Annotated in this window: 21 protein-coding genes; 9 read left to right on the plus strand and 12 right to left on the minus strand. The window is 56.9% G+C overall.

Annotation, left to right across the window (positions count from 1 at the left end):
- The first annotated feature begins 230 nt into the window (after positions 1-230).
- The 6 genes from EU556_RS18770 (at position 231) to EU556_RS18795 (ending at position 6,506) form a co-directional block, all read left to right on the plus strand.
- Positions 231-2,675: a TonB-dependent receptor gene (locus EU556_RS18770; RefSeq protein WP_135435675.1), complete on the plus strand. Its 2,445-nt coding sequence runs from the start codon at positions 231-233 to the stop codon at positions 2,673-2,675.
- A gap of 120 nt (positions 2,676-2,795) precedes the next feature.
- Positions 2,796-3,734, plus strand: a complete 939-nt coding sequence (locus tag EU556_RS18775; RefSeq protein ID WP_135435676.1) for a cation diffusion facilitator family transporter — start codon at positions 2,796-2,798, stop codon at positions 3,732-3,734.
- A gap of 70 nt (positions 3,735-3,804) precedes the next feature.
- Entirely contained in the window at positions 3,805-5,070 is a 1,266-nt protein-coding gene (locus EU556_RS18780) for an MFS transporter (protein WP_135435677.1), read from the plus strand.
- A gap of 71 nt (positions 5,071-5,141) precedes the next feature.
- Positions 5,142-5,519 carry a hypothetical protein gene (locus EU556_RS18785; protein ID WP_135435678.1) on the plus strand — a complete coding sequence of 126 codons (378 nt, stop codon included), beginning with the start codon at positions 5,142-5,144 and terminating at the stop codon, positions 5,517-5,519.
- Between the two features lie 103 nt (positions 5,520-5,622).
- Positions 5,623-6,072, plus strand: coding sequence for a DUF6526 family protein (locus EU556_RS18790; protein ID WP_135435679.1), 450 nt, complete (start codon positions 5,623-5,625; stop codon positions 6,070-6,072).
- Between the two features lie 131 nt (positions 6,073-6,203).
- On the plus strand, positions 6,204-6,506 hold the full coding sequence (locus EU556_RS18795; protein WP_135435680.1) for a DUF4286 family protein: 303 nt from the start codon (positions 6,204-6,206) through the stop codon (positions 6,504-6,506).
- A 99-nt stretch (positions 6,507-6,605) separates the two neighbouring features.
- Here EU556_RS18795 and EU556_RS18800 read toward each other — a convergent pair whose 3' ends face one another.
- From EU556_RS18800 to EU556_RS18855, 12 genes are all read right to left on the minus strand, one after another.
- The gene (locus EU556_RS18800; RefSeq protein WP_135435681.1) at positions 6,606-7,127 is read right to left on the minus strand and encodes a GNAT family N-acetyltransferase; all 522 of its coding nucleotides are present in this window, start codon (positions 7,125-7,127) and stop codon (positions 6,606-6,608) included.
- A gap of 126 nt (positions 7,128-7,253) precedes the next feature.
- On the minus strand, positions 7,254-7,487 hold the full coding sequence (locus EU556_RS18805; protein ID WP_135435682.1) for a hypothetical protein: 234 nt from the start codon (positions 7,485-7,487) through the stop codon (positions 7,254-7,256).
- A gap of 194 nt (positions 7,488-7,681) precedes the next feature.
- Positions 7,682-9,880 carry a prolyl oligopeptidase family serine peptidase gene (locus EU556_RS18810; RefSeq protein WP_135435683.1) on the minus strand — a complete coding sequence of 733 codons (2,199 nt, stop codon included), beginning with the start codon at positions 9,878-9,880 and terminating at the stop codon, positions 7,682-7,684.
- 56 nt (positions 9,881-9,936) lie between these two features.
- Entirely contained in the window at positions 9,937-10,614 is a 678-nt protein-coding gene (locus tag EU556_RS18815; RefSeq protein WP_135435684.1) for a hypothetical protein, read from the minus strand.
- A 500-nt stretch (positions 10,615-11,114) separates the two neighbouring features.
- Positions 11,115-12,575 (minus strand): hypothetical protein, encoded by a 1,461-nt coding sequence (locus EU556_RS18820; RefSeq protein ID WP_135435685.1) that lies wholly within the window; start codon positions 12,573-12,575, stop codon positions 11,115-11,117.
- A 173-nt stretch (positions 12,576-12,748) separates the two neighbouring features.
- On the minus strand, positions 12,749-14,269 hold the full coding sequence (locus EU556_RS18825; protein WP_135435686.1) for a hypothetical protein: 1,521 nt from the start codon (positions 14,267-14,269) through the stop codon (positions 12,749-12,751).
- Between the two features lie 108 nt (positions 14,270-14,377).
- Positions 14,378-17,845, minus strand: a complete 3,468-nt coding sequence (locus tag EU556_RS18830; RefSeq protein WP_135435687.1) for an acetate and sugar kinases/Hsc70/actin family protein — start codon at positions 17,843-17,845, stop codon at positions 14,378-14,380.
- A 299-nt stretch (positions 17,846-18,144) separates the two neighbouring features.
- Entirely contained in the window at positions 18,145-19,593 is a 1,449-nt protein-coding gene (locus EU556_RS18835; RefSeq protein ID WP_135435688.1) for a hypothetical protein, read from the minus strand.
- A gap of 29 nt (positions 19,594-19,622) precedes the next feature.
- Positions 19,623-20,078: a hypothetical protein gene (locus tag EU556_RS18840; RefSeq protein ID WP_135435689.1), complete on the minus strand. Its 456-nt coding sequence runs from the start codon at positions 20,076-20,078 to the stop codon at positions 19,623-19,625.
- A gap of 8 nt (positions 20,079-20,086) precedes the next feature.
- Positions 20,087-20,479 (minus strand): hypothetical protein, encoded by a 393-nt coding sequence (locus tag EU556_RS18845; RefSeq protein ID WP_135435690.1) that lies wholly within the window; start codon positions 20,477-20,479, stop codon positions 20,087-20,089.
- A 176-nt stretch (positions 20,480-20,655) separates the two neighbouring features.
- On the minus strand, positions 20,656-22,026 hold the full coding sequence (locus tag EU556_RS18850) for a hypothetical protein (protein ID WP_167855636.1): 1,371 nt from the start codon (positions 22,024-22,026) through the stop codon (positions 20,656-20,658).
- A gap of 274 nt (positions 22,027-22,300) precedes the next feature.
- Positions 22,301-23,296: a sugar phosphate nucleotidyltransferase gene (locus EU556_RS18855; protein WP_135435692.1), complete on the minus strand. Its 996-nt coding sequence runs from the start codon at positions 23,294-23,296 to the stop codon at positions 22,301-22,303.
- A 208-nt stretch (positions 23,297-23,504) separates the two neighbouring features.
- On the opposite strand from EU556_RS18855, the gene EU556_RS18860 reads away from it, so the two are divergent.
- The 3 genes from EU556_RS18860 (at position 23,505) to EU556_RS18870 (ending at position 25,516) form a co-directional block, all read left to right on the plus strand.
- The gene (locus EU556_RS18860) at positions 23,505-24,083 is read left to right on the plus strand and encodes a LemA family protein (protein WP_135435693.1); all 579 of its coding nucleotides are present in this window, start codon (positions 23,505-23,507) and stop codon (positions 24,081-24,083) included.
- Positions 24,084-24,218: 135 nt separating this feature from the next.
- On the plus strand, positions 24,219-24,674 hold the full coding sequence (locus EU556_RS18865; protein ID WP_135435694.1) for a TPM domain-containing protein: 456 nt from the start codon (positions 24,219-24,221) through the stop codon (positions 24,672-24,674).
- Positions 24,671-25,516, plus strand: a complete 846-nt coding sequence (locus tag EU556_RS18870) for a TPM domain-containing protein (RefSeq protein WP_135435695.1) — start codon at positions 24,671-24,673, stop codon at positions 25,514-25,516. Before EU556_RS18865 ends, EU556_RS18870 begins: the two co-directional genes overlap by 4 nt.
- The last annotated feature ends 11 nt before the right edge of the window (positions 25,517-25,527 follow it).

Below are 25,527 nucleotides of genomic sequence, written 5' to 3' on the forward strand. Positions count from 1 at the left end.
AGACCAATACCTACGCCCCTAGGCCACTTCACTCAGTCACTCAATCATTAATTAACAGATATAGGGGAAGCTGGCTGCAAACGGCTTCTCCACCCTCTTTCTCCCTGTTTGGTTGTGGAGAATTTTTGGGAAGGCACCGGCTATTAGTCGGTGCTTTCTTTGGTTTTGCGCGGTGGTGCAGCCTTTCTGCCTCATCCCTCGTTCATTGGCTTCCGCATAAATTGCCTTCCATGTCCCGACTTCTCCTCTCAACTGGCCTACTGCTCCTAGCGGGCGGGGCGTTTGCTCAATCTCCGGCTCCGGCGGCAGTCCGCTCAGTGCGGGCGGCAGCAGCCGTTCCCGTGCGGGGGCGCGTTACTGATGCCGCTTCTGGCGACGCCCTGCCCGGCGCTACTGTGGTATTCCCCGACCTGCGTCAGGCCACCTCCACCGATGCCAATGGCAACTTCCAGTTTGCCAACCTACCCAAAGGTCGCTTCCTGATGCAGGTACGCTTCGTGGGTTTTACCACCGTGGCCCGCACCGTAGATACCAGCACCGGACAGCCGCTGGAAGTGGCCCTCACGCCCGCCGAGACGGAAATTGGGCAGGTAGTGGTAACGGGCGTGTCGGCCAGCACGGAAATGCGCCGCTCCCCCATCCCGACCAGCGTTATTGACCAGACGCGCCTGCGCCAGACGGCCGCCACCAATGCCGTGGATGCCATTGCCCACACGCCCGGTCTCAACCAAATTACCACGGGCGCGGCCATCAGCAAGCCGGTTATCCGGGGCTTGAGCTCTAACCGGGTTATCACCCTTAATAACGGCGCTAAGCAGGAAGGCCAGCAGTGGGGCGATGAGCACGGCATCGAGATTGACGAGTTCAGCATTGACCGGGCGGAGGTAATCAAAGGTCCCGGTTCCTTGCTCTACGGCTCTGATGGCCTGGCCGGGGTTATCAACTTTCTGCCCGCCGACCCGGTGGAGGACGGCCGCATCATTGGCTCGGTAGCCGCTAACTACCAGACCAACAACTACCAGCAGGGCTACTCCCTGATGAATGCGGGCAACCTGAACGGCTTCAATTGGCAGGTGCGCGGCTCGGGCAAGGTAGCTGCCGACTACCGCAACCGCTACGACGGCCGCGTGTACAACTCGGGCTTCCGGGAGCTGAACAGCAACGGCTACGTGGGCTTCAATAAAAGCTGGGGCTACTCCCACCTCACCTACAACAGCTTTAATCAGATTCTAGGCCTCATTGAGGGCGAGCGGGATTCTACATCGGGCCGCTTCTTGCGCACCAATGGCTTCGGCGACACTGAAATAGTAACTGGCCGTGGCTTTTCGGGCTATGGCCTTGACGTACCGCGCCAGCAGATCAACCACCTGCGCATCGGCACCGACAACAACTTCATCCTGGGCCAGCACCGGCTTACCGTGAATGTGGGCTGGCAGCAAAACCTACGCCGCGAGTTTGGCAACCCACTTGATTACTACGAACGGTCGTTGTTTTTCCAGCTGCGGACTGTTGACTACGCCGTGCGCTGGTTTTTGCCAGAAATGCAGGGCTGGAACACCACCTTTGGGGTGAGCGGCATGCAGCAGCAGAACCAGAACAAGGGCGTTGAATTCCTTATTCCGGCTTATAAACTACTGGATGGTGGCTTGTTTGGCGTCACGAAGAAGTCGTTTGGCAAGCTAGACTTGAGCGGTGGCCTACGCTATGATATCCGCCGCATCAATGCCGATGCACTGTACCTGAACGAAGAAGAAAAGCCGGTGCCGGCTGGCCAAGGTGAAGCTAAGTTTTCAGGCTTCAAGAGCACCTTCCGCAACGTAAGCGGCAGCGTAGGCGGAGCGTATAACTTCAACGACAAGTGGCTGATTAAGGCAAATGTAGCCCGTGGCTTCCGGGCTCCTAACATTGCCGAGCTGGGCTCAAATGGCGTACACGAGGGCACCACGCGCTACGAGGTAGGTGAACCCAACCTGAAGGCTGAAACCAGCTTCCAGCTTGATGGTGGCGTGAGCTACATCTCCGACCACGTGAGCCTCTCGGTAGATGCCTTCCGCAACCGCATCAGCAACTACATTTTCCCGCGCCGCATTGCCAACGCCGCCGGCGAAGACTCCATTGCCGTAACCGGCGACCGGCTGTTCCGCTACGGGCAGGGCGATGCCCGCCTAGCGGGCGGCGAGGTAAGCATCGACCTGCACCCCCACCCCCTCGACTGGCTGCACTTTGAGAACTCATTCTCCATGGTGCGGGCCATTGAGTACGACCAACCCGAGGGCCAGAAATACCTACCCTTTATTCCCGCCGACCGGCTGCAGTCGGAGTTGCGGGTAAACTTCCGGAAGGTGGGTACCACGCGCCTGCACAATCTGTACGCCCGGGGTGGCGTGGAGCACAACTTCGCCCAAAACCGCATCTTCTCCGCCTTCGATACCGAAACCCGCACCCCGGGTTACACGCTGGTAAATGTGGGCGTTGGCACCGAAGTCACAAATAGCCAGGACAAGACGCTGTTTTCGCTCTACTTAGCCGCCAATAACCTGTTTGATGTAGCCTACCAGAACCACTTGAGCCGCCTGAAGTACACCGATGTAAACTATGCCACCGGCCGGGTGGGCGTGTATAACATGGGCCGCACCATAAGCGTAAAGCTGGTGGTACCGCTGAGCTTTAAGTAGTCGGTGGTGTGGCAGAGCCTTACTATAACTTGAACGAGTGGCCTAGGGCAAGTTGTTTGCTCAGGAACACACAAGTAGCTCTCGGCTTTCTGCCAACGTACAACTTCAGCCGTACCTACCATGGCCCACGACCACCACGGACACGACCACGCGCACCATCATCATGGCCCGCCCGCCGATGGCAATTTCAGCCAGGCCTTCAAGTGGGGCATTGTGCTGAACCTTGCGTTTGTGGCGGGCGAAGCGGCGGGTGGCCTATGGGCCAACTCGGCGGCCTTGCTTTCTGATGCGGGCCACAACCTTTCCGATGTGCTGAGTCTGGCGCTGGCCTGGGCGGCCTCGCTTCTGGCCACCCGCCGCCCCACGGAGCGCTACACCTACGGCTACAAAGGCGCCACCATTCAGGCGGCCCTGCTGAACGCGGCCTTGCTGTATCTGGCGCTGGGCTTTATTCTCTGGGAAACCATTGACCACCTGCGCCACCCCGAGCCCGTGAATGGTCCCGTGGTCATGCTGCTGGCCGGCCTCGGTATTCTGATAAATGGCTTCACGGCTTGGCTGTTCCGTCGGGGCCAGAAAGGCGACGTGAACGTGCGCGGCGCGTACCTGCACATGCTGACCGACATGCTAGTATCGGTGGGCGTGGTGGTAGGCGGCGCGCTGGTGTACTTCACGGGTTGGCAGTGGCTTGACCCGGCTATCAGCTTCATTATTCTGGCCGTAGTGAGCGTGAGCTCCTGGGGCTTGCTGCGCGAAACGGTACAGCTTAGCCTGCAGGCCGCCCCTGAAAGCATTGACGTGGCCGCAGTCCGGCAGTTCCTGCTCTCGCGTCCCGGCGTTACGCAAGTCCACGACCTTCACATTTGGCCCCTGAGCACCAGCGACACCGCCCTCACGGCGCATCTGGTGCGCCCCGGCAGCGAAAACGGCAACCTGTTCCTGCGCGACTTGCAGCACGACCTGCAGCACGAGTTTAATATCAGCCACTCCACGGTGCAGCTAGAAGATGAGCTGCCATTGATGGGCGCCCACGGCTGCTGCGACGAGCAGGTGGCCTAGCCGGTGGCGTGGGCTGGAAGAGAACCAGAAAATTGCGTAATCTGCATTTCGCAATTCCTTCCCACGTTTCATGCAGCCCACCGTTCCTACCTCACCTCCCAAAACTGCCCGCCTATTTAGTGCCATTGTGGTGGTAGCTGCCCTCGGCTACTTCGTGGATATCTACGACCTGATTCTGTTCAGCATTGTGCGGGTAAAGAGCCTGAACGATCTAGGTATTACGGCTAAAGACGCCGTTACCAGTGAGGGCCTGTTCCTCATTAACATGCAGATGGGCGGAATGCTGCTTGGCGGCATTCTGTGGGGAATTTTGGGAGATAAGCGCGGCCGGTTGTCGGTGCTGTTTGGCTCTATTCTGATTTACTCGTTGGCAAACATTGCCAACGGCTTTGTACAGACGCTAGAGCAGTATGCCTGGCTTCGCCTCATTGCGGGTATAGGCCTAGCGGGCGAGCTGGGCGCGGGCATCACCTTGGTATCAGAAACCTTACCTAAAGAAAAGCGCGGCTACGGTACTATGATTGTAGCTACCGTGGGTGTATCGGGGGCCATGCTGGCCTACTGGGTGGGCGAGCGGTTTGGCTGGCGCAACGCTTACTTCGTGGGAGGTGGCCTAGGCCTAGCTCTGCTCGCGTTGCGGGTGGGCGTATATGAGTCGGGGATGTTTGAGCAGGCGAAGAAGTCGCAGGTAGAGCGTGGTAATTTCTTCGCGCTGTTTACCAACGGCCCGCGACTGGTGCGTTACCTCAAGTGCCTGCTCATTGGAGTGCCGCTGTGGTTCGTGGTGGGCATCTTGATTACGCTGGCGCCTGAGTTTGGCGAAGCACTCGGCATTACGGGCCCCGTTACCGCTGGGCTGGGCGTATTCTGGTGCTACTTCGGGCTGGTATTTGGTGATTTTATCAGCGGCAGCCTCAGCCAGTTGCTGCGGAGCCGCACCCGGGCCCTGCAGCTGTTCCTAACATTTTGTGCCATCATGGTGGGTGTGTACCTATTTGCCCTAAGGGGTGCTTCGCCCACGGCCTTCTACACCGTGTGCTTTGTTTTAGGCGTCTCGGTAGGATTTTGGGCTCTGTTTGTGACGGTGGCCGCCGAACAGTTTGGCACCAACTTGCGGGCTACCGTGGCTACTACGGCTCCCAACTTTGCCCGTGGTTCAGTGGTGGCCTTAGTGCCCATATTCAATGGCGTAGCAACCGCCTTGGGCACCACCGCTGGGCCTAACCGCATCAGTAGCGGCGCTATTGTTGGTGGGGTGTCGCTGTTGATTGCTTTCTGGGCCGTTACTACCCTACCCGAAACCTTTGGGAAGGACCTCGACTACGTGGAGGAGTGAAAGCCGAGATAAAAACTAACCCACAGGGTATTAGCAACGTTAAACCTGGACAGTACCTTACTATCCAGACCATGAAACATGTTGCAGTATTAACGGCAATGGCCGTGTTTGCCCTCGGTGGCCAAGCTGCCCAGGCCCAGACCGCCGACTCCACGCAGGCCCGCCTCCAGATGCAACAACAGCGCGCGGCCGATGCTAAGGCGACGCTGGAAGCGCAGAAACAACAAAGCGCCGCTTCTCGCAGCAGCGTAGATCAAACCAAGTCTCAACTCAGAGAACAGGAAACCGCCATGCGCGAGCAGAAGCGGCAGATGAAGGAGCAGAAGCTGGAGCTCCGGCGCCAGCAAGACGCGGCCAAGGAAGCCCGCCGCCAAGAAAGCGCCGCTAAAGCAGCCCTGCGTGATGAAAAGCGCAAAGCCCGCGAAGCAAAGAAGGCCAGCAAACTATAGCTTTGCATAGCATTTCCGCTATATGATTAATTAAAACTCCAGCCACTGGCTGGAGTTTTTTCGTATTCGTGCACATCAGTCGTACACTCCTACCTAACGCTCTATGGCCAATCAGCCAATCAAAAATACTCCTATGCTGTACCCGTGGCATCACTTTGTGCTGCTACCGGCCCTGCTTATTCTGTCCATCTACAGCGTTAGGCGCTACTTGGCCGTGGCCGGCGACGACTCCGAAGATTCACGTCTGTGGTTTACGCTTATGGCGCTGGCGGTGGTGAGCTTTGGTGTGCTGGTTATGCTGCGCCAGCATTATGCGCTGCAACTTCAAGACCGGCTTATTCGCCTGGAAGTGCGCCAGCGCTACTTTGAGGTTACCGGCCAGAGCCTCCGCCCCCTAGAAGAACAGCTTACGCTAAAACAGATTCTTTCCCTACGTTTTGCCGGGGATGCAGAGCTACCCGAGCTAGTGCAGGCCACCATCCGGGAGAAGCTGGCACCAAAGGATATTCAGGCTCGCATTCAGGATTTCCACTTCGACCACATGCGGGTCTGAGGTAGAAATACTACGAAGCGGGTGACTGAAATGGACAATTGATCGGCGAACTTTGTTGCTCTATTTGTGCTTGTAAGCACTACTTCTGCTTTTTTACGGCAACTCACTGAGTTGCCACTTCACTCTGCCTCATGATTCTCTACAACGTCACCACCAGCCTCGACCCGGAAATTGCCGACCAGTGGGTGGCCTACATGCGCGATACGCACATGCCGGAGGTAATGGAAACCGGCTTTTTCCTAAAAAGCCAACTCTGCCGTCTGCTCAACGAAGAGGATGGCGGCGTTACGTATGCCTCGCAATACTATTGCGTGAGCTTAGAGCAGCTGGAGGAATACCAGCGGGTAGCGGCTCCGGCTCTCATCAAAGAAATTGAAAAGCACTTTGGGGGTCGTTACGCCTCCTTCCGCACGATGCTGGAAGTTGTTGACTGACCTCCTGCAACTTCCACCAAACAAAAGGGCCCGCTGCCATGGCAGTGGGCCCTTTTGTTTGGTACTGGCCTAGCATTGAGCTTATGGCTCTACTAAAGCCTATTTCTCATCCTGCGGCTGCGTGACAAGCATCTCTACGGTTGGGTCACAGACGTAGGCCTGTAGCTGCTCAATGGTCAGGTTGCCGTTGTGCCACTCGGGGTCGAGGTTGGCACCTATTTTTTTGTAGAAGCCAATGGCGGGTTCGTTCCACTCCAGCACCTGCCATTTCATGCGGTTGGCACCAGTGTGGCGGGCCTCAGCTACCACGGCGTCAAACAGGCGCTTGCCAATGCCGGTGCCGCGCAACGATTCCGTTACTACCAGATCTTCCAGGTAGAGCATCCGGCCCTTCCAGGTGGAGTAGCCCGTGTAGTAGAGCGCAATGCCCTGAATTTTGCCCTCCTGCTCAGCTACAAAGAACTTGAAAATAGCGTCTGGCCCAAAGCCGTCGCGTTGCATGTCTTCCAGCGTATTCGTGACTTCCTGCGGGGCGCGCTCGTACACGGCCAGCTCCTGAATGAGGCCTAGCACTTGGGGTAAATCGGCCTCCCGGCCACGACGGATGGTGATAGTTGACATAGGTGCAAATGTAGTGGCCTAGGCCATTTTTCAACCTTCAACCGTACGGCTAGGCCACTTATATAACACAATGCCCCTCAGCTTTATCAGCCAAGGGGCATTGTTATAACTAGCCGGGAGCCAGATTTACATTACAGGCTGCATCTTTTTGATGTCCTCCGTTGCGTTTACGGCGTTGATTTCGCGCGTAGCTGGGTTTTCAGGTGCCTTTTTACCGCCCGTAGTGTCGGGAGCGGCTGGAATGGGGGGCAGCGGCTGATCTACAATATCTTCGTCCCGCTTGATATCGGGGTTATTGCAGGAAGTTACGGACAGCGTCATCGAGGCGGCCAGCAGACCGAACAGGAGCGTTTTTTTCATATCTGAATGCAAAAGAACAGAGGCAATTACGCGAGTTGCGGCCGCGAAGATACGGGTTGATGCGTTGATTGTTGATGTGTTAGGTACTGATTGTTGCTAGTAGCGGGTTGCTGTTGGAAGTCACTATATCAACTAAGCTAGGCCTGTTTCCGACAACAATCCTTCACTTCGAGCTACAATCAGCCTTTCCACTATTACTTCTTATAGGGGTTTACCCCCATGTTTTGGTACGCAAATGCCCAGATGTCGGCCCACTCGTCAATCTGCAGCTTGGTGCTTTTGCCGGCACCGTGGCCCGCATTCACGTCCACCCGAATCAGTTGGGGCTTGGGTCCCGAATTGGCCGCCTGCAGCGCCGCCGCAAACTTGAAGGAGTGCGCTGGCACCACGCGGTCGTCGTGGTCGGCGGTGGTAATCATGGTAGCGGGGTAGCTGGTGCCTGCCTTCAGGGTGTGCAGAGGCGAGAACTTATAAAGGTTCTGAAACTGGTCGTAGTTATCAGAAGTGCCGTACTCGGGAGCCCAGTTCCAGCCGATGGTGAACTTCTGGTACCGCAGCATATCCATTACGCCCACGGCCGGGAAGGCCACGCCGCACAGATCGGGGCGCTGCGTCATGGTGGCCCCCACCAGTAGGCCACCGTTTGAGCCGCCGGCCATGGCTAGCTTCTCCGTGGTGGTGTAGCCCGTCACCTTCAGATACTCGGCAGCGGCAATAAAGTCATCAAACACGTTTTGCTTGTTGGGCGTCATGCCGGCTTTGTGCCAAGCTTCGCCGTACTCGCCACCGCCACGTAGGTTTGGAATAGCCAGCACGCCCCCGTTTTCCAGCCACAGCATCCGCGCCACGCTGAAGCCTGGCGTCAGGGAAATATTGAACCCGCCGTAGGCATAGAGGTATGTGGGGTTCTTACCGTCCAGCTTAATGCCCTTCTTGTGGGTGATGAACATGGGCACCTTAGTGCCGTCCTTGCTAGAGTAGAACACCTGGGTGGTCACATAGTCGTCGGGCTTCACATCTACCGCCGGCGCCCGGAACACCGTGCTGGTATTCGAAGCCAAATCGTATTTGTAGATAGTGGTTGGGTAGGTGAAGGACGTGAAGGCGTAGTACACCACCTTAGAGTTGCGCTTGCCGCCAAAACCCGAGGCCGTACCAATGGCGGGCAGGGCTACATCGTGCTTGAACTGGCCCTTCTCAGTGTACACCTTTATAAGGCTGCTGGCATCTTTAAGGTAAGAAGCCACCAGATAGCCGCCTACCTGGTCTACGCCTTCCAGCTTGTTCTCGGTCTGGGGCAGTACTTCTTTCCAATTGGCCTCCTGGGGCTTTTTGGGGTCAATGAGCACCACGCGGTAGCGGGGCGCCTTGTAGTTGGTGTGTACCAGCAGCTGCCCACCCACATTGCCTACCACCGAGTTGTTGTACTCGTAGCTGCTGATGAGGGGCGTGAAGGAGTTGGCTTGCTTGGGGTCGGTGAGGTCGCGCACCGAGAGGCGGTTACCGTCGGCTTTACCATTGGTGAGGTAGAGGACCAAAAAGCGTTCATCCTCGGTGGTACCCACCGTCCGGAAGCCTAGAGCCATCTTGGGGTCTTCGTACACCAGCTTATCGGTGCTTTGGGGCTTACCTAGCTGATGGTAGTACACCTTATGGTACTCGTTCTTGCCAGAAAGCTGATTTTGGCCGGCCTTGGGCGCATCGTAGCGGCTGTAGAAGAAACCATCTTTATACCAGGCCGCGCCCGATACCTTTACCCACTGCAGTTCATCGGTGAGCGGCTTACGCGTTTTCAGGTCCAGCACTTTTATCTGCTGCCAGTCGGAGCCACCACCGCTGGTAGCGTAGGCCAGGTAGCGGTGGTTGGTAGAGAAGTAAGTGCCCGCTAGGGCCGTGGTACCATCGGCAGAAAACTTGTTCGGGTCGAGCAGCACGTCGGGCTGACCTTCCTGGCCGTCTTGCTGGGTGTAGAGCACGGCCTGGTTCTGCAGACCGTCGTTTTTGCTGAAGTAGAGTTGGTTACCCTCCTGCTGCGGAATACCAAACCGCTCGTAATTCCAGATCTTGGTGAGCCGCTCCCGGATTCGGTCTCGGAACTTGATCTGGCCTAGGTAATCAAACGTGACCTTGTTTTCAGCCTCCACCCACGCCTTAGTTTCGGGCGAGTCGAGGTTTTCCAGCCAGCGGTATGGGTCGGCTACGAACGTGCCGAAATAGTCGTCCTTCTGATCGACTTTCTTGGTTTGCGGGTATTGCACAGTGGAGCGGGAAGTAGAAGCCTCCGCCTTACCAGCCGCCGGAGTGGGGGCCGTAATAGCGGGAGCCGTGGTTTGCGCGGAGCGGCACGAAGCCAGCGCCGCCAGAGATAGTACGGAAACAGTAATTTTTTGCATGAATACGGGTAACATGGCAGGGCGCCGAAGATAATCTACAATGCCTAAAGTCTGGGCTATTGCATGCGGCCCACCTTCGGAATCACCTGAATAAGGAAGCGTTTGTTGTCGCCTTCGCGGCGCCCCTGGTAGCGCCCGGTGCCATAAAACCCACTGCCGCCAATAATCAGTTCAATACTCCGGTCTTGCCCGAAGTTGATACCGTTCTGCTTCCAGAAGTTCAGCAGGTTCAGGGCGCGGCGGTAGCTCAGTTGATAAGTAGTTTGCTCCTCGGCCGTATTGCGGGGGTCGCCCTGGGGGTAGCGGGCGGCCATGCCTTCTACAATCACGAGGTAGCGCACGGGCTGGTCGGTTTTGATGCTTTTGAGCACCGAGCGTAGCGTGCGGCCAGCCTGCAGCAAAGCGGGCTTGTAGGCTTCCTGTATCTCATCACGACCGGCTTTAAACTGCACGGGCACCAGCAGCTCGTGCCGCTCATTGGTGGGGTCATATTTGAAGTACTTACCCTCTAGCTTCTGCAGGGAACGGCGGATTTTGGTAATCTGCTCCAACTCAATGGCCTTGGCTTTTAGCTCACCATTGGCCTGCTGCAGCTCTCCTTCCCGGTCTTTGAACAGCTTGAAGCTATACACGAACAGCACCAGCATCACCACAAACAGGGACGTCATCAGGTCCACATAGCTGGGCCAGAAGAAGTCGTTGCTTTGGCGGTTGTTGGATGTGGAGTTGTTCATGTAATGAGGTAAGGGTTTGAGCTAGAATACAGCACTGGAAGCCTTCCTATTGTTAAGTTCGACCAATTTGGCTACCTGCTTCATAACTGACTTATCATGCTTACAAGTGAAGCACTCACTACTGTACAAACCAGCACGATAATCCATAATAAGCCGCTTGTGGCCAAGCTGGCTGAGATTATTCCGCACGTATTGCAATTCGTTTTCAACTCTGGTGACAACCCAATACCTAGCAGAGCTATGATCAGTTGGTCCTTGCCCGAAATAGTATACGCCATTATTGCCACATACTTCCAGCATGTTCAAAGTAGTATCAGCGGCAAAAATGTACGTTGTCCTGTCAAGGTTTGGTAGAATCACTAGCCGCTTAATGAGCTCCTCATTGTACAACTCACTATACTGAACAGGAATTTTAATCCTAACTATTTCGCTCTGCTGAGCATATCCAGCAAACGAAATGCTCATACACAATCCTAATCCAGTTAGAAACTTGTTCATAACTACTGCGGCCGCACGCCTCCAAATAGCTTATCCATAAACCGTTGGAAACGGTTCTTGGAGGTGGCTTTTACCAGCACCGTGTTCAGGTTGGAAAGCTCTGAAAGCAGCTTGGCTTGAATCTGCGAGTCGAGTTCTACTTTGCGCATCAGTTCGCGCTGGGTGGCAGTTACGTCGCGGCTGAGGTCAGCTTGTTGCACGTTGAGGTTCTGGAAGGGCTCCAGCTGTTTCAGCAACTTATCGAAGATGTTATCGGCGTTAAGGCGGTCAAAGTACTGCTGCCACTTCTCGTAGGCCAGTTGGGCTTGCCGCTCGTTGTAGGCCAAGCGCTGGGTCATTACATCGGCCAGGGAAACGCCGGCTTGGTCGATGTGCTGCTCGGCGCGGTCTTTAAGGTTGCGCAGCTCCACTTGGTGCTTCTGGAAGAAATCTAGCATGAGCTGCACCGAGTTGTTGTTGCCGCCGATGTACTGGCCTAGGTCGTTAATGCCCTTTTCAAAGCCACGCAACCGGTCGAGGATGCTATTGACACTTTCTGCCGACTGGTACCCCTTAGCCAGCATGTCGTTAAGCTTCTGCTGATAGCCGGTGAAGGCTGCAAACATCTCCGCCGACTCTCGCACCTTATCAAACACCAAGATGTTGGCAGCGGCCATTTTATCATAACCAATGGTATCGAGCCGCTCCAGGAAGTCGCTCTGCACCCGAATATTCTGGGTAACCTTGTCCATCAAGGGGTTAAACAGCTCTACCTGGCCAACAAACTGCTGATTAAATGCATCCAGTACCGACTTCAGATTAGTCAGGGAGCTAGCCATATCAGCGTGCAGCACGGGCAGCAAGCGGGCCTGCAGGAAGGTATAGTATTGGTTTTGCTTACGATCAAGCTGCTCCCGAGCCTGGCGTAGCACCCCGTTACCGAGCAACGTCAGCAACAGGCCTACAAAGGAACCCGTCATGGCAATGAGCACACCCGTGAGGAACGGTGTCAAGGCATTTTCATCCGACACCCCATTGCGGGCAATGCCCACCAGGCCTAGTATCACCCCTAGAAAGGTACCCAACAGGCCTAGGTAAAGCGGGGTGGCTACGTTGGCCTGCACTGAGTTATCCAGCACCTCGCTCTGCCGCTCCGAAATGTCCTTTAAAATCCCAAAGTCGGCGGCGGCACCTTTGTTGTGGCGCAGGTAGTCGTTAGTATCTAGTAGGATCTCTTGGAACTCCGGCGAGGCATTTTCGGCCTTAATGAGATTGGAAGCGAAGGACTCAGGCGGGGCGTCGGCGGCGTAGTCGGGCAGGTCGCGGCCGTCGGGCAGCACAATGCGCTGCTCTACGCGCAACGCTTCCTTTGCGGGGTATAGTTGAGCCAGCCGCTGCGCATTGGCCCGCGTCCGCAGAAACGTGCGGATTTGCAGGCCTACTACAATGGCTACTACGGCTACTTCCAGAATGATTTCAAGCATATAACTACGAAGCTACGGCTAAAAGCTAGTTCCCCTCCCTAAAAGAGGGGGTCAGGGGTTGTTGACTGGCCTAGAGCGGGTTTAGAACTAAAAGCCTAAAACCCGATCCGACGTTCAGCCACGACCCCTAACCCCTACTCTTTTAAGGAGGGGAACTAGCTTGTAATTTCTAGTTACTCAAACCGGATAGCGGCTTTCTGCTCAATCTGCCAGTTTCCGGCCACCTTGCGCAGTACACCTTCCTCCTCGGTTATAATGCGCGTGACCGGGCCCGTAGGCTGCTGGTATTTGCAGGCCTCCCGCAACGAGTATTGCGCGCTCTGGATGGCGTAGGCGTGCACTGCCGGGTTAGAGGTCACGCTAAACGTTGCCAGTTCAGGCCACTGCGGGTCCAGATGAATTTCGTAAATGCTGTCGTGCTGCGGCTCATCACTGAAATCATACTCATTGAATGCCCCATTCACGGGTACTTTCACATAACGCGTTTGTTGCACGGCAGCCGCCGACGCAATTGGCTCTGCAGGAGCGGCGGGGGCAACTGACGCCGCAGGGCTAGGTAATTGTACAGGAGGCACCAAGCTCTCAAACTCATCCCGTGGTGAAGCCGAAGGCGCCCCAACAGGTATTACCGGCGGGGTAACCGGCACCTCCGTAGCAGCCGACGGAGCCGAGTACACAGGCGCCGCTACTGGGGCAGGCGTAATAGGCCTAGGAGGCGCAGGCGCCGGTGCGGCGGGCGCTGGGGGCGCCACTGGAGCGGGCCGCGCTGACTGGCCTGCCGGTTTGGCTGTCGGGGCAGCGGCAGGAGTTGGAGCCGCTGTTGTTTGTCCGCGCAGTTTTTTGAGCTCTTCTTCAACCCGCTGTTGCACCAGTATTTCCACTTCACGCTGCTGCGCCGGCGTTAGGCGGTCGGCGCTGGCGGTACCCAGGCTGGCGCTGCTGCCCATCACCCCGTTCTTCACCGAGTCTATTTCTGAACGATGCCGCCCTAGCCGGTCGCCAAGAGCCGTAATGCTTCGGCGCAGCAGTGCATAGAGCACCAGGCTCAACAAGGATAGAATCAGAGCCAATGGCCCGAAGAATTTGTTCATTAGGCTCTCCCCTGCCCCATTATTAACCGCGGTAGGGGTACTTGCTACACCCGCCTCCGCTAGGCCAGCGTCAGACGGGCTGGCACTCATGGTGTCGTCGGAGGTAGTAGTGGTATCCGTTTGTTCTGTGGCCACCTCCGCATTGCTTAGCTCACCAATGGGCGTACCATTCTGCACGTAGTTGTTAAGTGCTGCCTCCAGCGTTGCCAAGCGTTGCATGCGCGCAGGGTTAGCACGCCGCGCCGGCGAAGCTTTCAGGCGGTTGATTATCTCCGTGGTCAGCTTCTGCAACCGCGATGAGTTGGAACCGAGACCCTTATACATCGTTCCCTTCCCTTCCAGCGGCTGATACAGTGCACTATACACCCGCTGACTGTCAGCCTTAATGCTGCTCTCAAACGCACTCAGTGAGCTGCCACAGTTCAGCCTACCCTTGAGGTTGGAGCGCCCGTTGTCGTCGTACACATAGCGGGCCGTGGCGCACCAGATTTGCACCTTTTGCTCATCGAGCGTAGGCTGGCCTAGCGGGGTTTGGGCACGACTGCCCGCCGCCAGAAGCAGCAGGCCGGAAAGTAGAGAGGCGGCGCGACGGGAAAGGGTCATAGGGTGTTAGTTGGGTAGGGAGTACAGGACGAAACTAGAGGTAGAAGTTTGTTCCCCTCCTCAACTGAGGAGGGGAACTAGTTTTTGCTCTAGTCTGGGATTCTTCTATCATGCCTGCAGCTCGCGGCTCAGGTTGTAGAGTGCCTGTTTCAGTGGCAAGAAGAACAAGGTTTCTGGCAGGGTTTCGTCGGAGGACAGCTGGCGCTGGAACTGGTGCAGGCCTAGGCTTAAGCTATCCTCGATTTCACGCTGCAGAATGTCCTTCACACGCTGACGGTCTACGTCCACGCCTACTTCGCGCAGGTAGGGTGCTACTTCGTCGCCTTCGAGCACGAGGGTGAGGTAGTGACGTACGTTTTCCAGCACTTGGTCTTTCAGCGCGGCATCTACCTGATTCAGTTTCAGGCGCTGCTGATTTAACTCAGTGCCTTCCACGGCGCCGCTGTACTTCACGGGCTTGATGCTGTCGTAGTCTGCCGTATTCGACTTTTCCTCAAACAACACGCCACCGTTGGTAGTGGCCTCCTTAGGGTTGTCAGCCAGGATAACGCGGAAGTTGTGGGGCGGCTCGGTGCCGGTTACGGCGTGGAAGATGGCCTTCGTAATTTTCTCGATGGCCACCAACGAGCTACCACCAGCTAGCAGGCGCAGGTAAAGGCTGCCTTTGCCGGAGAAGCAGAGGTAGCGCGGCGTTTTCAGGCCGAGGTGCTTGGTAAGCTGCGCCGTGTGGTAGATGATGCTGGTGTAGTGCAGGTAGAACAGTACCCGCAGTTGCCGACCTTTACCTAAGCCTAGAGCCTGAGTAAAGCGCAGCGCATCATCGTACTTAAACAGCAAGCTAGTCACGTCAGCAGAACCAAAATCGGTGTTGCTGAGAGCGGCACGCAGGTAGCCTTTGTACTCCTGATTTTGCTCGGAATCGGGCAGGCTTTCCACGTGGCCTACGCCAAGGCGCAGCAGACCGTTCTGCTTGGGCGCACCTTGCACGCGGGCGTACCCGTCGCCCCACAGGTCGTCGCCGGCGAAGCGGAACGAGGTGCTGTAGGCCGGTTTCTGATCGGCGAAGAGCAGCAGGTCGGTGGTGCCGCCGCCGATGTCGATGTTCACCACGTTTTCGTCGCGGTTGGGGACTACCTGGTTGGTGGCCGTGAGGTAGTAGTACGGGGCCACCGACTCGGTGAGGCAGATAGTGGAGCGACGCGTCTTGAATACCTGCTGGAACGACTCGTCCCACACTTGCTGGAACTGGTTGCGCAGGAAGCCATCGAAGCTCAGCGGCGCAAACCACACCACGCGGGTGTCTTCCAGAATACCGCCGTGCAGGGCCGCCTTATGGCGCAGCAGCAGCAGGATTTCCTTGAAGAAGGCTTCAATGCGCGACACGCCCTGCGGGTCCAGCTCGGCCGACCATTTCAGATTGGTAATGAAGCGGTTCTGGGGCAGCTCCGAAGCATTTTCCGTGTTGATGCTGAAACCGATGTTGATGTTGCTAAGCACCTTGGCCGGCTCGTTGGCAAACGACGTGGTTTCGCAAACAGCAGTACGAATCGGGAATTCATACACCGAGCCACCTTCGCCCACGAAGGAAGGCACAAACTCCCGGTTCTGTAGGGTAGCAATGTAGGTCCAGATCTGGCCGGCGCCGGTGCGGTAGCGCTGCGCAGCTGACAGGCCGGCATCGGCCACGGGTGCGTGCAGCCACTCTACCTGCACATCGGCCTCACCAATGGTGAGCGGACGCGGGTGCGCGGTGGGCGAATCGGCGTAGGCAATGTGGGTGTTGGTGGTACCAAAGTCCACTGCGAAGGTAAAGCGGCGGGTACCACGGTCCAGCTCGCGCCAGCGCGGCACGAACAGGCCGCGGGCCGGCTCGGCGCCAATGGTGGCAGGCGGGCAGGTAAGCTCTACTATGTCGAAGTGGGTGCCGGTAACCTCGTAATAGGTGCTGCCGGCGGTGGCCATGCTCTTCTGGGTGCGCTCGTAGCGGGTGGCGCGGCGGGCGGCACCTTGCTCCGTGATTCGCTCCCCATTCACGAAGAACTGCAGGTCGTAGCGGCGGCTGAGCATGGTGGGCGAGTTATCGGCGTCCACCAGCATCACCTTGTAAAGGTCGTTGTACTCGGGCTGGTAGCGCACCTTATAGAACGGAAACACGCCCACGCCTACGGTAGCCTTTACAATGCGGCCCTTCTCCAGAATCTCGCGGCCCTGAGCATCCTTCGGGTTTTGCGGATTGGTGTAGTAGCTGCGCTCAAACGTGATGAAGCGGCCCGCCTGCACCGGTACCCGCAGCTGCACGCGCACGTGGCTCAGGTCGATGGTGAAGGTGAGCAGCTCAGCTAGCTCGTTCTCCGTGAAATACTCGAAGAAGGCTTGCTTCAGCGGCAGCAGGTAGGGAAAACGTGCCCGGCCTTGCCCGTCGGCCCCGTACTGGAACGTGACTTTACCGGTGTGAAAACGCTGCGTGTTCAACTCATAGGGCAGTTCTACCAACGAATCTTCCAGCAAGTCGCCCACCGTGAGGTAGGGGTACTTGAAGCCTTTGCCGGGCAGCACGCGGTTTTCCAGGGCTACTTCGTCGTGGTAGGGTACCGGCGTGCGGTCGTCCCAGGGCTGACCGTTGAGGTAGTTAGCGCCGGGCATCGTGAGGTTGGGGCGCAACACCAGTGGCCTAGGGCGGCCGGCAATAGCCTCCCGCGTGGGCTGGATGAACAGGTCGGAGCTGGTCACGGCCGATTGATCGGCGCGGCCGGGCAGCGGCACGTTCTTCACACTCACCAAGTTGCCATGCACGTCTACGAGTGCGGGGTAGCGAGCAGCAAATTGTTGGGCCGACCGGTCGCCCTGCATCTGGAGCTGGTTGATTTTGCTGCGGTCAAGGCTAGCGTACACGCTGCCGGCAAACTCGCGGCGCTGCAACTGCGGGTAGGCCAGGAACAGTTCATACACGAACTCGCGGAATTGTGGGTCACGGTCTTCGAGCAGCACAGTTTGCTTGTCGAAGTAGTGGCCGCGGGCCTGCGGACGCTCTAGGTCCAGGGGCTTCACCTCGGGGCCGGTGAACAGGATAGTCAGCGGCGAGGTGCCGCCCAGCAGGCGCGTGCCGCCCGCTAGCTCCGGCGACTCGTAATACACCAGGTACATGTCGGTGAAGTCGCGGAACCGCTCGTCTTGCATGTATAGCTGCAAGGTTTCGCCCAGCAGGCGGGTGCCCTCCTCCTGCCGCATCCGACGAATTTCTGCCTCGGCATTCCAGCGGCGCAACGTGATTTTGCGGCCGGCCTGGGTGTAGAGGTGGTAGTTGTAGAGCAGCTCCAGCAGGTCCCAGAAGTGGGTCGTCAGCTCGTGGTACACCGAGCCGGGGTTGCGCTGCCCTTCGCGGGCCAGAAAGTCGAACGCCGTTTCAAACAGGTGCATCCGCGCAAACGGCGTCGGGATGCTCACGGCCAGGTTGCGGGACTTGCCGCCAGCCGGGTCCGTAACGGTATTGATTTCGGTGCTCGTTACCGGCGCCGTTTTCTGCCAGCCTTGAACTTGCTGGGAGCCATTATTATGTAAGCGAAGGACTTTGGCCATGTGCTGCGGAATTCTATTCTAGAAAGCTAGTTCCCCTCCTCAGATGAGGAGGGGTTAGGAGTGGTTGAAGTGGTCTAGTGCAACTCGTATCTGTCATGTCGAGCTTGTCGAGACATCTCGCGTGCTGACGTTGAGTTAGTGTTGCAACGATTCGAGTAAGATGTCTCGACAAGCTCGACATGACGCCCTTACCTAATCGTTCAGGCTAAACAACATCAGCAACGGGGTCAACCACCCCAGCGTCGGCTAAAGCCGCCGCATCCCCTCCTCATCTGAGGAGGGGAGTTTTCGTTCAACAGTTATACCACCTTTACCTTCTCTGCAAACGCCTTATCGGTCACATCATAGAACAGCTCCAGCATCTTGCGGAAGTTGTCGGGTTCCTGGATGGACTTCTCGGTTTTGTTGAGGTTATCGAGGAGGTAGTTGTGGCTGAGGCCTTTGTTGAAGAAGTCGTTCCACTTCTTTTCCACGGGCTTGCCGAGGATCATGGCGTTGAAGTCGTCAGTCTGCAGGTCGAAGGGACGGAAAGAACGACGGTTCTGGGCTAGCTCCTGCAACCACTGATCCACGCCCGAGTCCTGGCTGTGCAGGAAGGTGTTCAACTCCCGGAAGATAGGCTCGTTGCGCATGGCGTAGTCCAGCTTCAGGTTGTCGGCGTAGGGCGCTTTGTCGGTGGGCAGGTGCTGCTTGTGGTAGCGCGTGAAGTACAGGAACTGCGTGAGCTGCTTGGCAATGATTTCGCGCGACTCGTCGGGCAGGTGGCTGAACTGAATTTCCGGCGCGTCGGCCTGTAGGCCATACTCGTGGAAGTGCGGGCCACCGGTGCGCAGCTCGGCGGGCGAATAGCGCATGAAATCCACGATGCTCAGGGCCGCCAGCAGCTCAATTACGTGGGCCTTGTTCTTCTGCTGGGTGCCGCCAGGCTGGTTTTCGTAGGGCGTATCGGGCGTGTCGGCGAGGTAGTACAGCGCGTCGAGGCCCTGAAGGTTGTGCTCGTAGTAGCTGAGCGCTGCTTTCGTTTTCGTCAGGAAGTTGTTGGAGTCGATGACGGCGTTGTCCTCGCTCTGCAGGGCGAAGTAGGGCATTACTGTTACGGCACCCGTAGGAGCGTCGCGCAGGTAGCGTGCATTGCTGAGGCGCGTGTTGGTGTCCTTCAGGTTCTTGAGCATGAGCGGGAAGCCCGCCGCGCCCGTACCGCCGAAGATGCTCGACACGAAGAATACCCGGTCGCCATCCTGGAAGTTATCGGCGAAGAACCGCATTTCGGGGCTCTCCACCAGCTTGTTGAGAACGATACTGCCCACGTTCGGGGAACCGCGAAAGCCAATGGTCAGGGGGCTTTCCAGGTTATCCTGGGTGAAGAGCAAGTCCACCAAGCCTTTGGAATCCACCGACAGGCCGTCGTAGCTCAGGTATTGCCGGAAGCTCTGGTTGATGCCGCCGAAGTCGAAGATAAAGGTATCCTTCACCGAGCCGTTCACATCCTGTGAAATGCCGCTCAGCGTGCTGATATCGGTCTTGAAGAAGCCTTCTTCCCGAGGGCCGAGGCGCTTATAGATCTGCTGGTAGCTCTGCAGCAGTTGCACCGTGCGGTTCATGTCGCCGTTGTGGGCGTCGGGGTCGATGATGATGGGCACTACCCGGTCGCAGTTGGGCAGGTCAACGCCCGCGGCCAGCAGCATGGTGAGCGAGCGAATTACGCGGGAGCCCGTGCCGCCAATACCGAATAAAAAGAGTTTAGCCATGTATGTTCGTTTTCAAGATCTGCGGTATGTCAGGCAACTATTGAGTCATCATCTTCGAAGTTGTAAATAGCCCCATTCAGAACCATGTATAAATCTTCAAAATGACGTGCCTGTTGTACAAGTAAGGTCAGGTGATCAGGCTCAATAAATTGAGTCATTACATCGTCATCCGCTTTTACACAGCGGTCAACCTGTTCTTGCAATTCTTTGAAGCGGTAATTGCCGACTATGTACCATTCACTTTCTACTGGAATACTACCCCAATAGAAATAGGTAAGCACTTTTTGCCATTTACCGAAGTTGCGTTTCAACTTCAGCTTACGTCTGAACTTTCTGCCAGCAGCATCAAAATACAGCTCTGGTTTTCGTTGTGAGCTATAGTAGCCCGCTAGGTTGCAATAACTTAGATCCCGAGTATTTTCTACTAAATAGCAGTAAGGCTTTGCCTCCTCATGCAGACATAGAAGAGGAAAAGTTGGGACCATTAGTACGCTTAGAAAGGTGTTGTGCTGGCGTTGGTGGAGCCTTTGCGCAGAATCAGGGAGAAGATAAAGAACCAGAACAGGCCTAGAATGGCGTTCCAGGTGGCCAGCCAGTAGATGTAGCTGTGGTCGGTGACCTGCTGGGCGTGGGCCTGACTGATAGCCAAACCAAAGGCAATCAGTCCGTTTAGTATCAAAAATATTGCCCAGTGGCGGCCCTTGTTGAAGGTAGCTACTCCCATCATCCGGTTGATGACATAGTAGAATATCACGACCAGCGCCAGCGAAATGCCAATGTTAAGAAGACCGATATTGGGGAAAATAACGTCGCGGTACACGGGCGTGTCGGCGGGTGGCTGCGGAGCCCCGATAAGTTCGTAGATGGAGCGGAATAGTGCTTTCATGGAAGGAAGTAGGGCCAACTAGCCGTTGGCAATTCGTTGAACGATGAGGGCGGAACGAAATTGTAAGCACGACCCCAACTCGGGAGCTGGGCATTCGGCTTCGTTAATGAACGAAAACCATTCCAATTGCGCTAAAAATGACGCTCTGCCGCCAGTGTAAATAAGCCACTCAGCTTCTACTCAGCTGGCTGTAAGGTCAATGGCGCCTCGAAAATTGGCTTTTTTTCTGCACCACTCTGCGCCTCCAGGCCGTCTAGCAGCGAGCTGAGCGCGAAGGTTTTGGGCGCCGGGGTGGCGTCGTTCTTGGTAGTCCACTGCGCCACCCAAGCCGGGCGCTGGTCTTGGAGGCGCAGCACGAGTGGCCTAGCGGCTTTGGGCTGGCGGGTGAGGCGTACTTTGGCGAAATGGGTGAATTTGCTTTCGGGGCCACTGCTAGCGCGGTTCTGGTCGGTAGCAGCAAATACGTCGAGCAGCTTGGCGTCGGTGTCAACACCCTGCAACTTCAGGTTCTGCTTGAGGTAGGCCACTTCGCGGTACTGGCCGGGTAACTGGCCTAGGTCTAGGCCCACTACAAACTCCACGGGTTGCTGAGCGGAGGCTTCTGATACGGCTATTACGCGGTACGACTCCGCGTTGCGCTTGCTGGCGCCGGCGTCGCCGTAGTACCAGCTGCCTTTGTTCTGGAACTTGCTGAGCAGTGAGTAGTTCGGCTGCGGATACGTAACGCCGAAGTGGGCTTGCTTGGCAGGCTGCTGCTCCAACAAAGCGGCATCAAACTGCCGCACGGCACTGGCGGAGCCAACCACCCAGATGTAGTAAGGAATTTCCGTGTCGCAGCAGTTAGTTTTCTTGCCGGAAGCTACCAGCGCCGGATAATAGGTGCCGCGGAAATCAGACGTATAGCCGTACACCGACACCGCCAAGTCGGACTTTTCGCCGCTGCGCGAAAGCGCGTCGGCAATGTCGGTTTTGATGTAAGGAATGGCACCCGCGTTTTTCGGCGAGTAAATGAAGTCTGAAATCAGGACGCTGACGGTACCGGGCTGGTAGTAACTCGTCATCAGCGTGTCGAGGACCGAGGGAATATCAGTGCTCTTGGCGGGCTGCTGAATGCCGCTGCGCACCGTGCCGGAAATAGCTTGGTAGGAGTCTTTGTACGGCCGTTCTTTGATGCGGTAGAAGGTCTTCTGCCGGGCTGCCGAACTACGGTTTACTTCTGAGAGGAATTGCGCCACATGCTGCTGAAACTTGGTGTTCTCGCCGCCGGCTCCGGTTTTGGGCATGAAGCCTTCCATAGAACCCGACACTTCCAGAAACACATTCACAGCTTGCAGGGGTTGCGCGGTGGTGGCTGCAGCTTCTGGGGTGGCAGCCTCTGGTTTAGGCGCCGACGTTGTCTCGGAAGACCCTTTGGACGGCGTGGAGGTGGTTTCAGCGGCAGTACCCTCTTCCGTTTTCATATCGGAGCGGGAGTAACAGCCGGGCAGCAGCAACAGAGACAAGCCTAGGGCAGGCAGCAGGCGAGGAAAGGAAGACAAGTGGCGCATCGAGCTAAAGTAACGACAATCTGCCCTTGCCGGATACATGTTGAAATGGGGATTTAGTGAAATTGTAAGCAGGCAAGGAAGGAAACAGTAACGAAGTGCTAAGGCAACACACTAAAAAGTACGTCATCCCGCCGAAGAAAGGATCTTACTCCGGTGAACGACTGGCCTAGAGCAGCTCGTTTAAGCGGAGTAAGATCCTTTCTTCGGCGGGATGACGTACGGGAGGTATACCGTTTTACCTCGTCACTTCATCACCTTATACCTGTGCTACAAATTAGCTGTAGTCAATCTCGGTGTTGTCGCCGATGTTTAGGCTGTGGCGGGTGCCTTTGAACAGAGCGTCGGAGCCGACGATACAGTCGTGCATAACGGCGGAGCGCAGCTCGGAATAAGAGCCAATGATGGAGTCGCTGAGGATGGTATTCTTGACGATGGTCCTATCGCCGATGGCCACGTTGGGGCCGATGATGGAGTTACTGATCTGGCAGTCTTTGCCGATGCTGACGGGCGGGATGATAATGGTATCGGGGAACTGCGGCACCTGGCCTAGGAACTCGGGCACATTGAGCAAGCGGGCATTGGCTTCCAGCAGGCTCTCCTTACGGCCGCAGTCAAACCAGTTATCCACCGACACGGTACTCATATCGGCGCCGTCCTGAATCATGAGCATGAGCGCGTCGGTGAGTTGGAACTCGCCGTGGGTGCGCTGGTTCTGATCAATGATGCGCTCCAGAGCCGACGCCAGCCAGTCGGGCTTATCTATCTTATAGAGGCCTACGAGGGCGAAGTTCGACTTGGGGATGCGCGGCTTTTCCACCACTTTGGTTACGCGGCCGTTGCTGGCCGTTTCTACCAGCCCAAACATCGAAGGCGTTTTTACTTCCTTCACAGCCAGTACGTTGCCGGGGGTGCGCATCACGGCGGGCAGATCTACATCTACAATCGTGTCGCCGAGCAGAATCAGGATGCCGTCTTGCTCGTGGCGAAACTGGTCGCGGGCCAGCCAGAGGGCGTGGGCAATGCCCTCGCGGGGCTCCTGCACCACAAAGGAGCTGCGCAACTGCGGGTATTGACGACGTACATAGCTTTCAATTTTCTCGCCCAGGTAGCCGATGATGAACACAAACTCCTCCACCCCGGCACTAACGAGCCGGTCGATAATGTGGCCTAGAATTGTGTTGCCAGCCACGGGCACCAGCGATTTGGGCTGCGTGTGCGTGTGCGGCCGCAGGCGCGACCCAATACCGGCAACCGGAATAACTGCTTTCATGAACAATGAGCGTGGCGTAAGCACGCAAAATAGTGAATTGAGCCGGGAGACAGCCATAACACAACCGCTATGTTCTGAATCCGTACTTTGCAGCGCACCGGTTTGTGTAGGGCCAGCGGCTTGCGGCAGTAACCGGCTGACATAGCCTTGGGTTCAGCTATTCTTCATCTGTTTCTCCTTTTCCTAACTACCTATTTCTCTCCCAATCATGAAACGCTTTCTTCTCTACTTCGCGGGCCTGGTAATTCTGCTCTCGCAGTCCTCGTGCGGCTACAACGGCATGGTGAGCCGCGACCAGGCCGTGAAGGCCCAGTGGGCTAACGTGCAGAGCGCCTATCAGCGCCGCTCCGACCTGATTCCGAACCTGGTGAATACCGTGAAGGGTGCCGCTAACTTCGAGAAGTCAACCCTAACCGACGTTATCAATGCCCGGGCCAAGGCTACCAGCGTGCAGCTCAACGCCGAGAACCTGACCCCCGAAAACCTGCGGCAGTTTCAGGAGGCCCAAAGCCAAGTAGGCGCTGGCCTAGGCCGATTGCTGGCTGTGTCAGAAAACTACCCGGAGCTGAAAGCCAACGCCAACTTCCAGGAGTTGCAGGCGCAGATTGAAGGCACGGAAAACCGCATCAACGTAGAGCGCAACAAGTTCAACACCGTTACCAACGACTACAACGGCTTCGTGAAGTCCTTCCCCAACAACCTGTTTGCAGGCGTGTTCGGGTTTAAGGAGAAGCCTTACTTTGAGGCCGACGCTGCTTCGCAGAAAGCGCCCACTGTTCAGTTCTAATTTGGATTGTTAGGGTTTTTGGGGTCTTAGAGTCTTGGAAATTAGGTTGGCGCTCTGTGTTACAGTAGTAACTGGCCTTGCATCAATTCAGCTTCCAAGACCCTAAGACCCTAAGATCCCAGAGCCCCAACAACCATGACCAACCCGCTAACCCCAGAGCAAGAGGCTGCCCTTGTAGCAGCCATCAAGCAGGCGGAAATCACTACGTCTGGTGAAATCCGTGTGCACCTGGAAGACACCTGCCCCACCCCCGAGCCCCTCGACCGCGCCGCCCAGGTGTTTGCCGACTTAGCCATGCATAAAACGGCTCAGCGCAACGGAGTACTGTTTTACATGGCGTGGGAAAGCCGCCAGTTTGCCGTTATCGGCGACATTGGCATCAACTCTATGGTGCCCGACGACTTCTGGGAAACCACCAAAGAAACCGTGCTGCAACTGTTCCGGGCCGAGCGCTACGTGAGTGGCCTAGAACAAGGGGTGCGCATGGTGGGTGAGCAATTGCAACGGTACTACCCGTACAACGCCGCCACCGACAAAAACGAACTCGACGACTCTATCTCGTTTGGCGACTCTAAGCCGCCACGTGTATGATCCAATCACTCTCTCTTGTGCATCGGCGCTGGCTACTGGTGCTGGTGTTGCTGCTAGCCCTGGTGCCTGCGTTCAGCCAGCTGGCGCTAGGCCAGGATGTGCCCCCTCGCCCCAACCCGCCCCGCCTCGTTAATGACTTGGCCGGCATGCTGCGCCCTGATGAGGTGCAGCGGCTGGAGGACAAGCTAGTGGCCTACAACGACTCTACGTCGTCCCAGATAGCCGTTGTCACGGTACCCACGCTGGGCGACTACGAAATTGCCGACTATGCCCAGAAACTCTACGAGACCTGGGGAATTGGGCAGAAAAACAACAATAATGGGGTGCTGATATTAGTAGCCCAACAGGAGCACCAAGTGCGCATCCAGCCAGGCTATGGGTTGGAAGGTGCCATTCCGGATGCCCTAGCCAAGCGAATTATCTCCAACACGCTGGCTCCGGCTTTCAAGGAGGAACGCTACTACGAGGGCCTAGACCGGGGCACCGATCAACTCATTGCCTTAGCCAAAGGTGAGTACAAAGCCGACCCCAGCACCATGCCCCAACGGCAGCGCAGCCGCGACACTAGCGGCTCCGGCTGGACGTTCTGGTTAATTATCGGCATACTGATCCTGTTCATTCTGCTCCGTAACCGGGGCGGTGGAGGCGGTGGCCGACGTAACCGTGGTTTCGGCGGCACCATGATTCCACCCGTCATCTTCGGCGACTTTAGTGGCGGCCGCGGCGTATTCGGCGGCGGTGGCTTCGGTGGAGGAGGCGGTTTTGGGGGCGGCGGAGGCGGTGGCTTCGGCGGCTTTGGGGGCGGCAGCTCCGGCGGCGGCGGCGCTAGCGGCAGCTGGTAAATTCCACCTAC

The sequence above is a fragment of the Hymenobacter fodinae genome, from assembly GCF_004745825.1.
Taxonomy (GTDB): Bacteria; Bacteroidota; Bacteroidia; order Cytophagales; family Hymenobacteraceae; genus Hymenobacter; species Hymenobacter fodinae.

What these genes read in the sequence shown, in the direction of transcription:
- EU556_RS18770 (WP_135435675.1), top strand. Translation starts at nt 231, where the DNA reads ATGTCCCGACTTCTCCTCTCAACTGGCCTACTGCTCCTAGCGGGCGGG.
- EU556_RS18775 (WP_135435676.1), top strand. Translation starts at nt 2,796, where the DNA reads ATGGCCCACGACCACCACGGACACGACCACGCGCACCATCATCATGGC.
- EU556_RS18780 (WP_135435677.1), top strand. Translation starts at nt 3,805, where the DNA reads ATGCAGCCCACCGTTCCTACCTCACCTCCCAAAACTGCCCGCCTATTT.
- EU556_RS18785 (WP_135435678.1), top strand. Translation starts at nt 5,142, where the DNA reads ATGAAACATGTTGCAGTATTAACGGCAATGGCCGTGTTTGCCCTCGGT.
- EU556_RS18790 (WP_135435679.1), top strand. Translation starts at nt 5,623, where the DNA reads ATGGCCAATCAGCCAATCAAAAATACTCCTATGCTGTACCCGTGGCAT.
- EU556_RS18795 (WP_135435680.1), top strand. Translation starts at nt 6,204, where the DNA reads ATGATTCTCTACAACGTCACCACCAGCCTCGACCCGGAAATTGCCGAC.
- EU556_RS18800 (WP_135435681.1), bottom strand. Translation starts at nt 7,127, where the DNA reads ATGTCAACTATCACCATCCGTCGTGGCCGGGAGGCCGATTTACCCCAA.
- EU556_RS18805 (WP_135435682.1), bottom strand. Translation starts at nt 7,487, where the DNA reads ATGAAAAAAACGCTCCTGTTCGGTCTGCTGGCCGCCTCGATGACGCTG.
- EU556_RS18810 (WP_135435683.1), bottom strand. Translation starts at nt 9,880, where the DNA reads ATGCAAAAAATTACTGTTTCCGTACTATCTCTGGCGGCGCTGGCTTCG.
- EU556_RS18815 (WP_135435684.1), bottom strand. Translation starts at nt 10,614, where the DNA reads ATGAACAACTCCACATCCAACAACCGCCAAAGCAACGACTTCTTCTGG.
- EU556_RS18820 (WP_135435685.1), bottom strand. Translation starts at nt 12,575, where the DNA reads ATGCTTGAAATCATTCTGGAAGTAGCCGTAGTAGCCATTGTAGTAGGC.
- EU556_RS18825 (WP_135435686.1), bottom strand. Translation starts at nt 14,269, where the DNA reads ATGACCCTTTCCCGTCGCGCCGCCTCTCTACTTTCCGGCCTGCTGCTT.
- EU556_RS18830 (WP_135435687.1), bottom strand. Translation starts at nt 17,845, where the DNA reads ATGGCCAAAGTCCTTCGCTTACATAATAATGGCTCCCAGCAAGTTCAA.
- EU556_RS18835 (WP_135435688.1), bottom strand. Translation starts at nt 19,593, where the DNA reads ATGGCTAAACTCTTTTTATTCGGTATTGGCGGCACGGGCTCCCGCGTA.
- EU556_RS18840 (WP_135435689.1), bottom strand. Translation starts at nt 20,078, where the DNA reads ATGGTCCCAACTTTTCCTCTTCTATGTCTGCATGAGGAGGCAAAGCCT.
- EU556_RS18845 (WP_135435690.1), bottom strand. Translation starts at nt 20,479, where the DNA reads ATGAAAGCACTATTCCGCTCCATCTACGAACTTATCGGGGCTCCGCAG.
- EU556_RS18850 (WP_167855636.1), bottom strand. Translation starts at nt 22,026, where the DNA reads ATGCGCCACTTGTCTTCCTTTCCTCGCCTGCTGCCTGCCCTAGGCTTG.
- EU556_RS18855 (WP_135435692.1), bottom strand. Translation starts at nt 23,296, where the DNA reads ATGAAAGCAGTTATTCCGGTTGCCGGTATTGGGTCGCGCCTGCGGCCG.
- EU556_RS18860 (WP_135435693.1), top strand. Translation starts at nt 23,505, where the DNA reads ATGAAACGCTTTCTTCTCTACTTCGCGGGCCTGGTAATTCTGCTCTCG.
- EU556_RS18865 (WP_135435694.1), top strand. Translation starts at nt 24,219, where the DNA reads ATGACCAACCCGCTAACCCCAGAGCAAGAGGCTGCCCTTGTAGCAGCC.
- EU556_RS18870 (WP_135435695.1), top strand. Translation starts at nt 24,671, where the DNA reads ATGATCCAATCACTCTCTCTTGTGCATCGGCGCTGGCTACTGGTGCTG.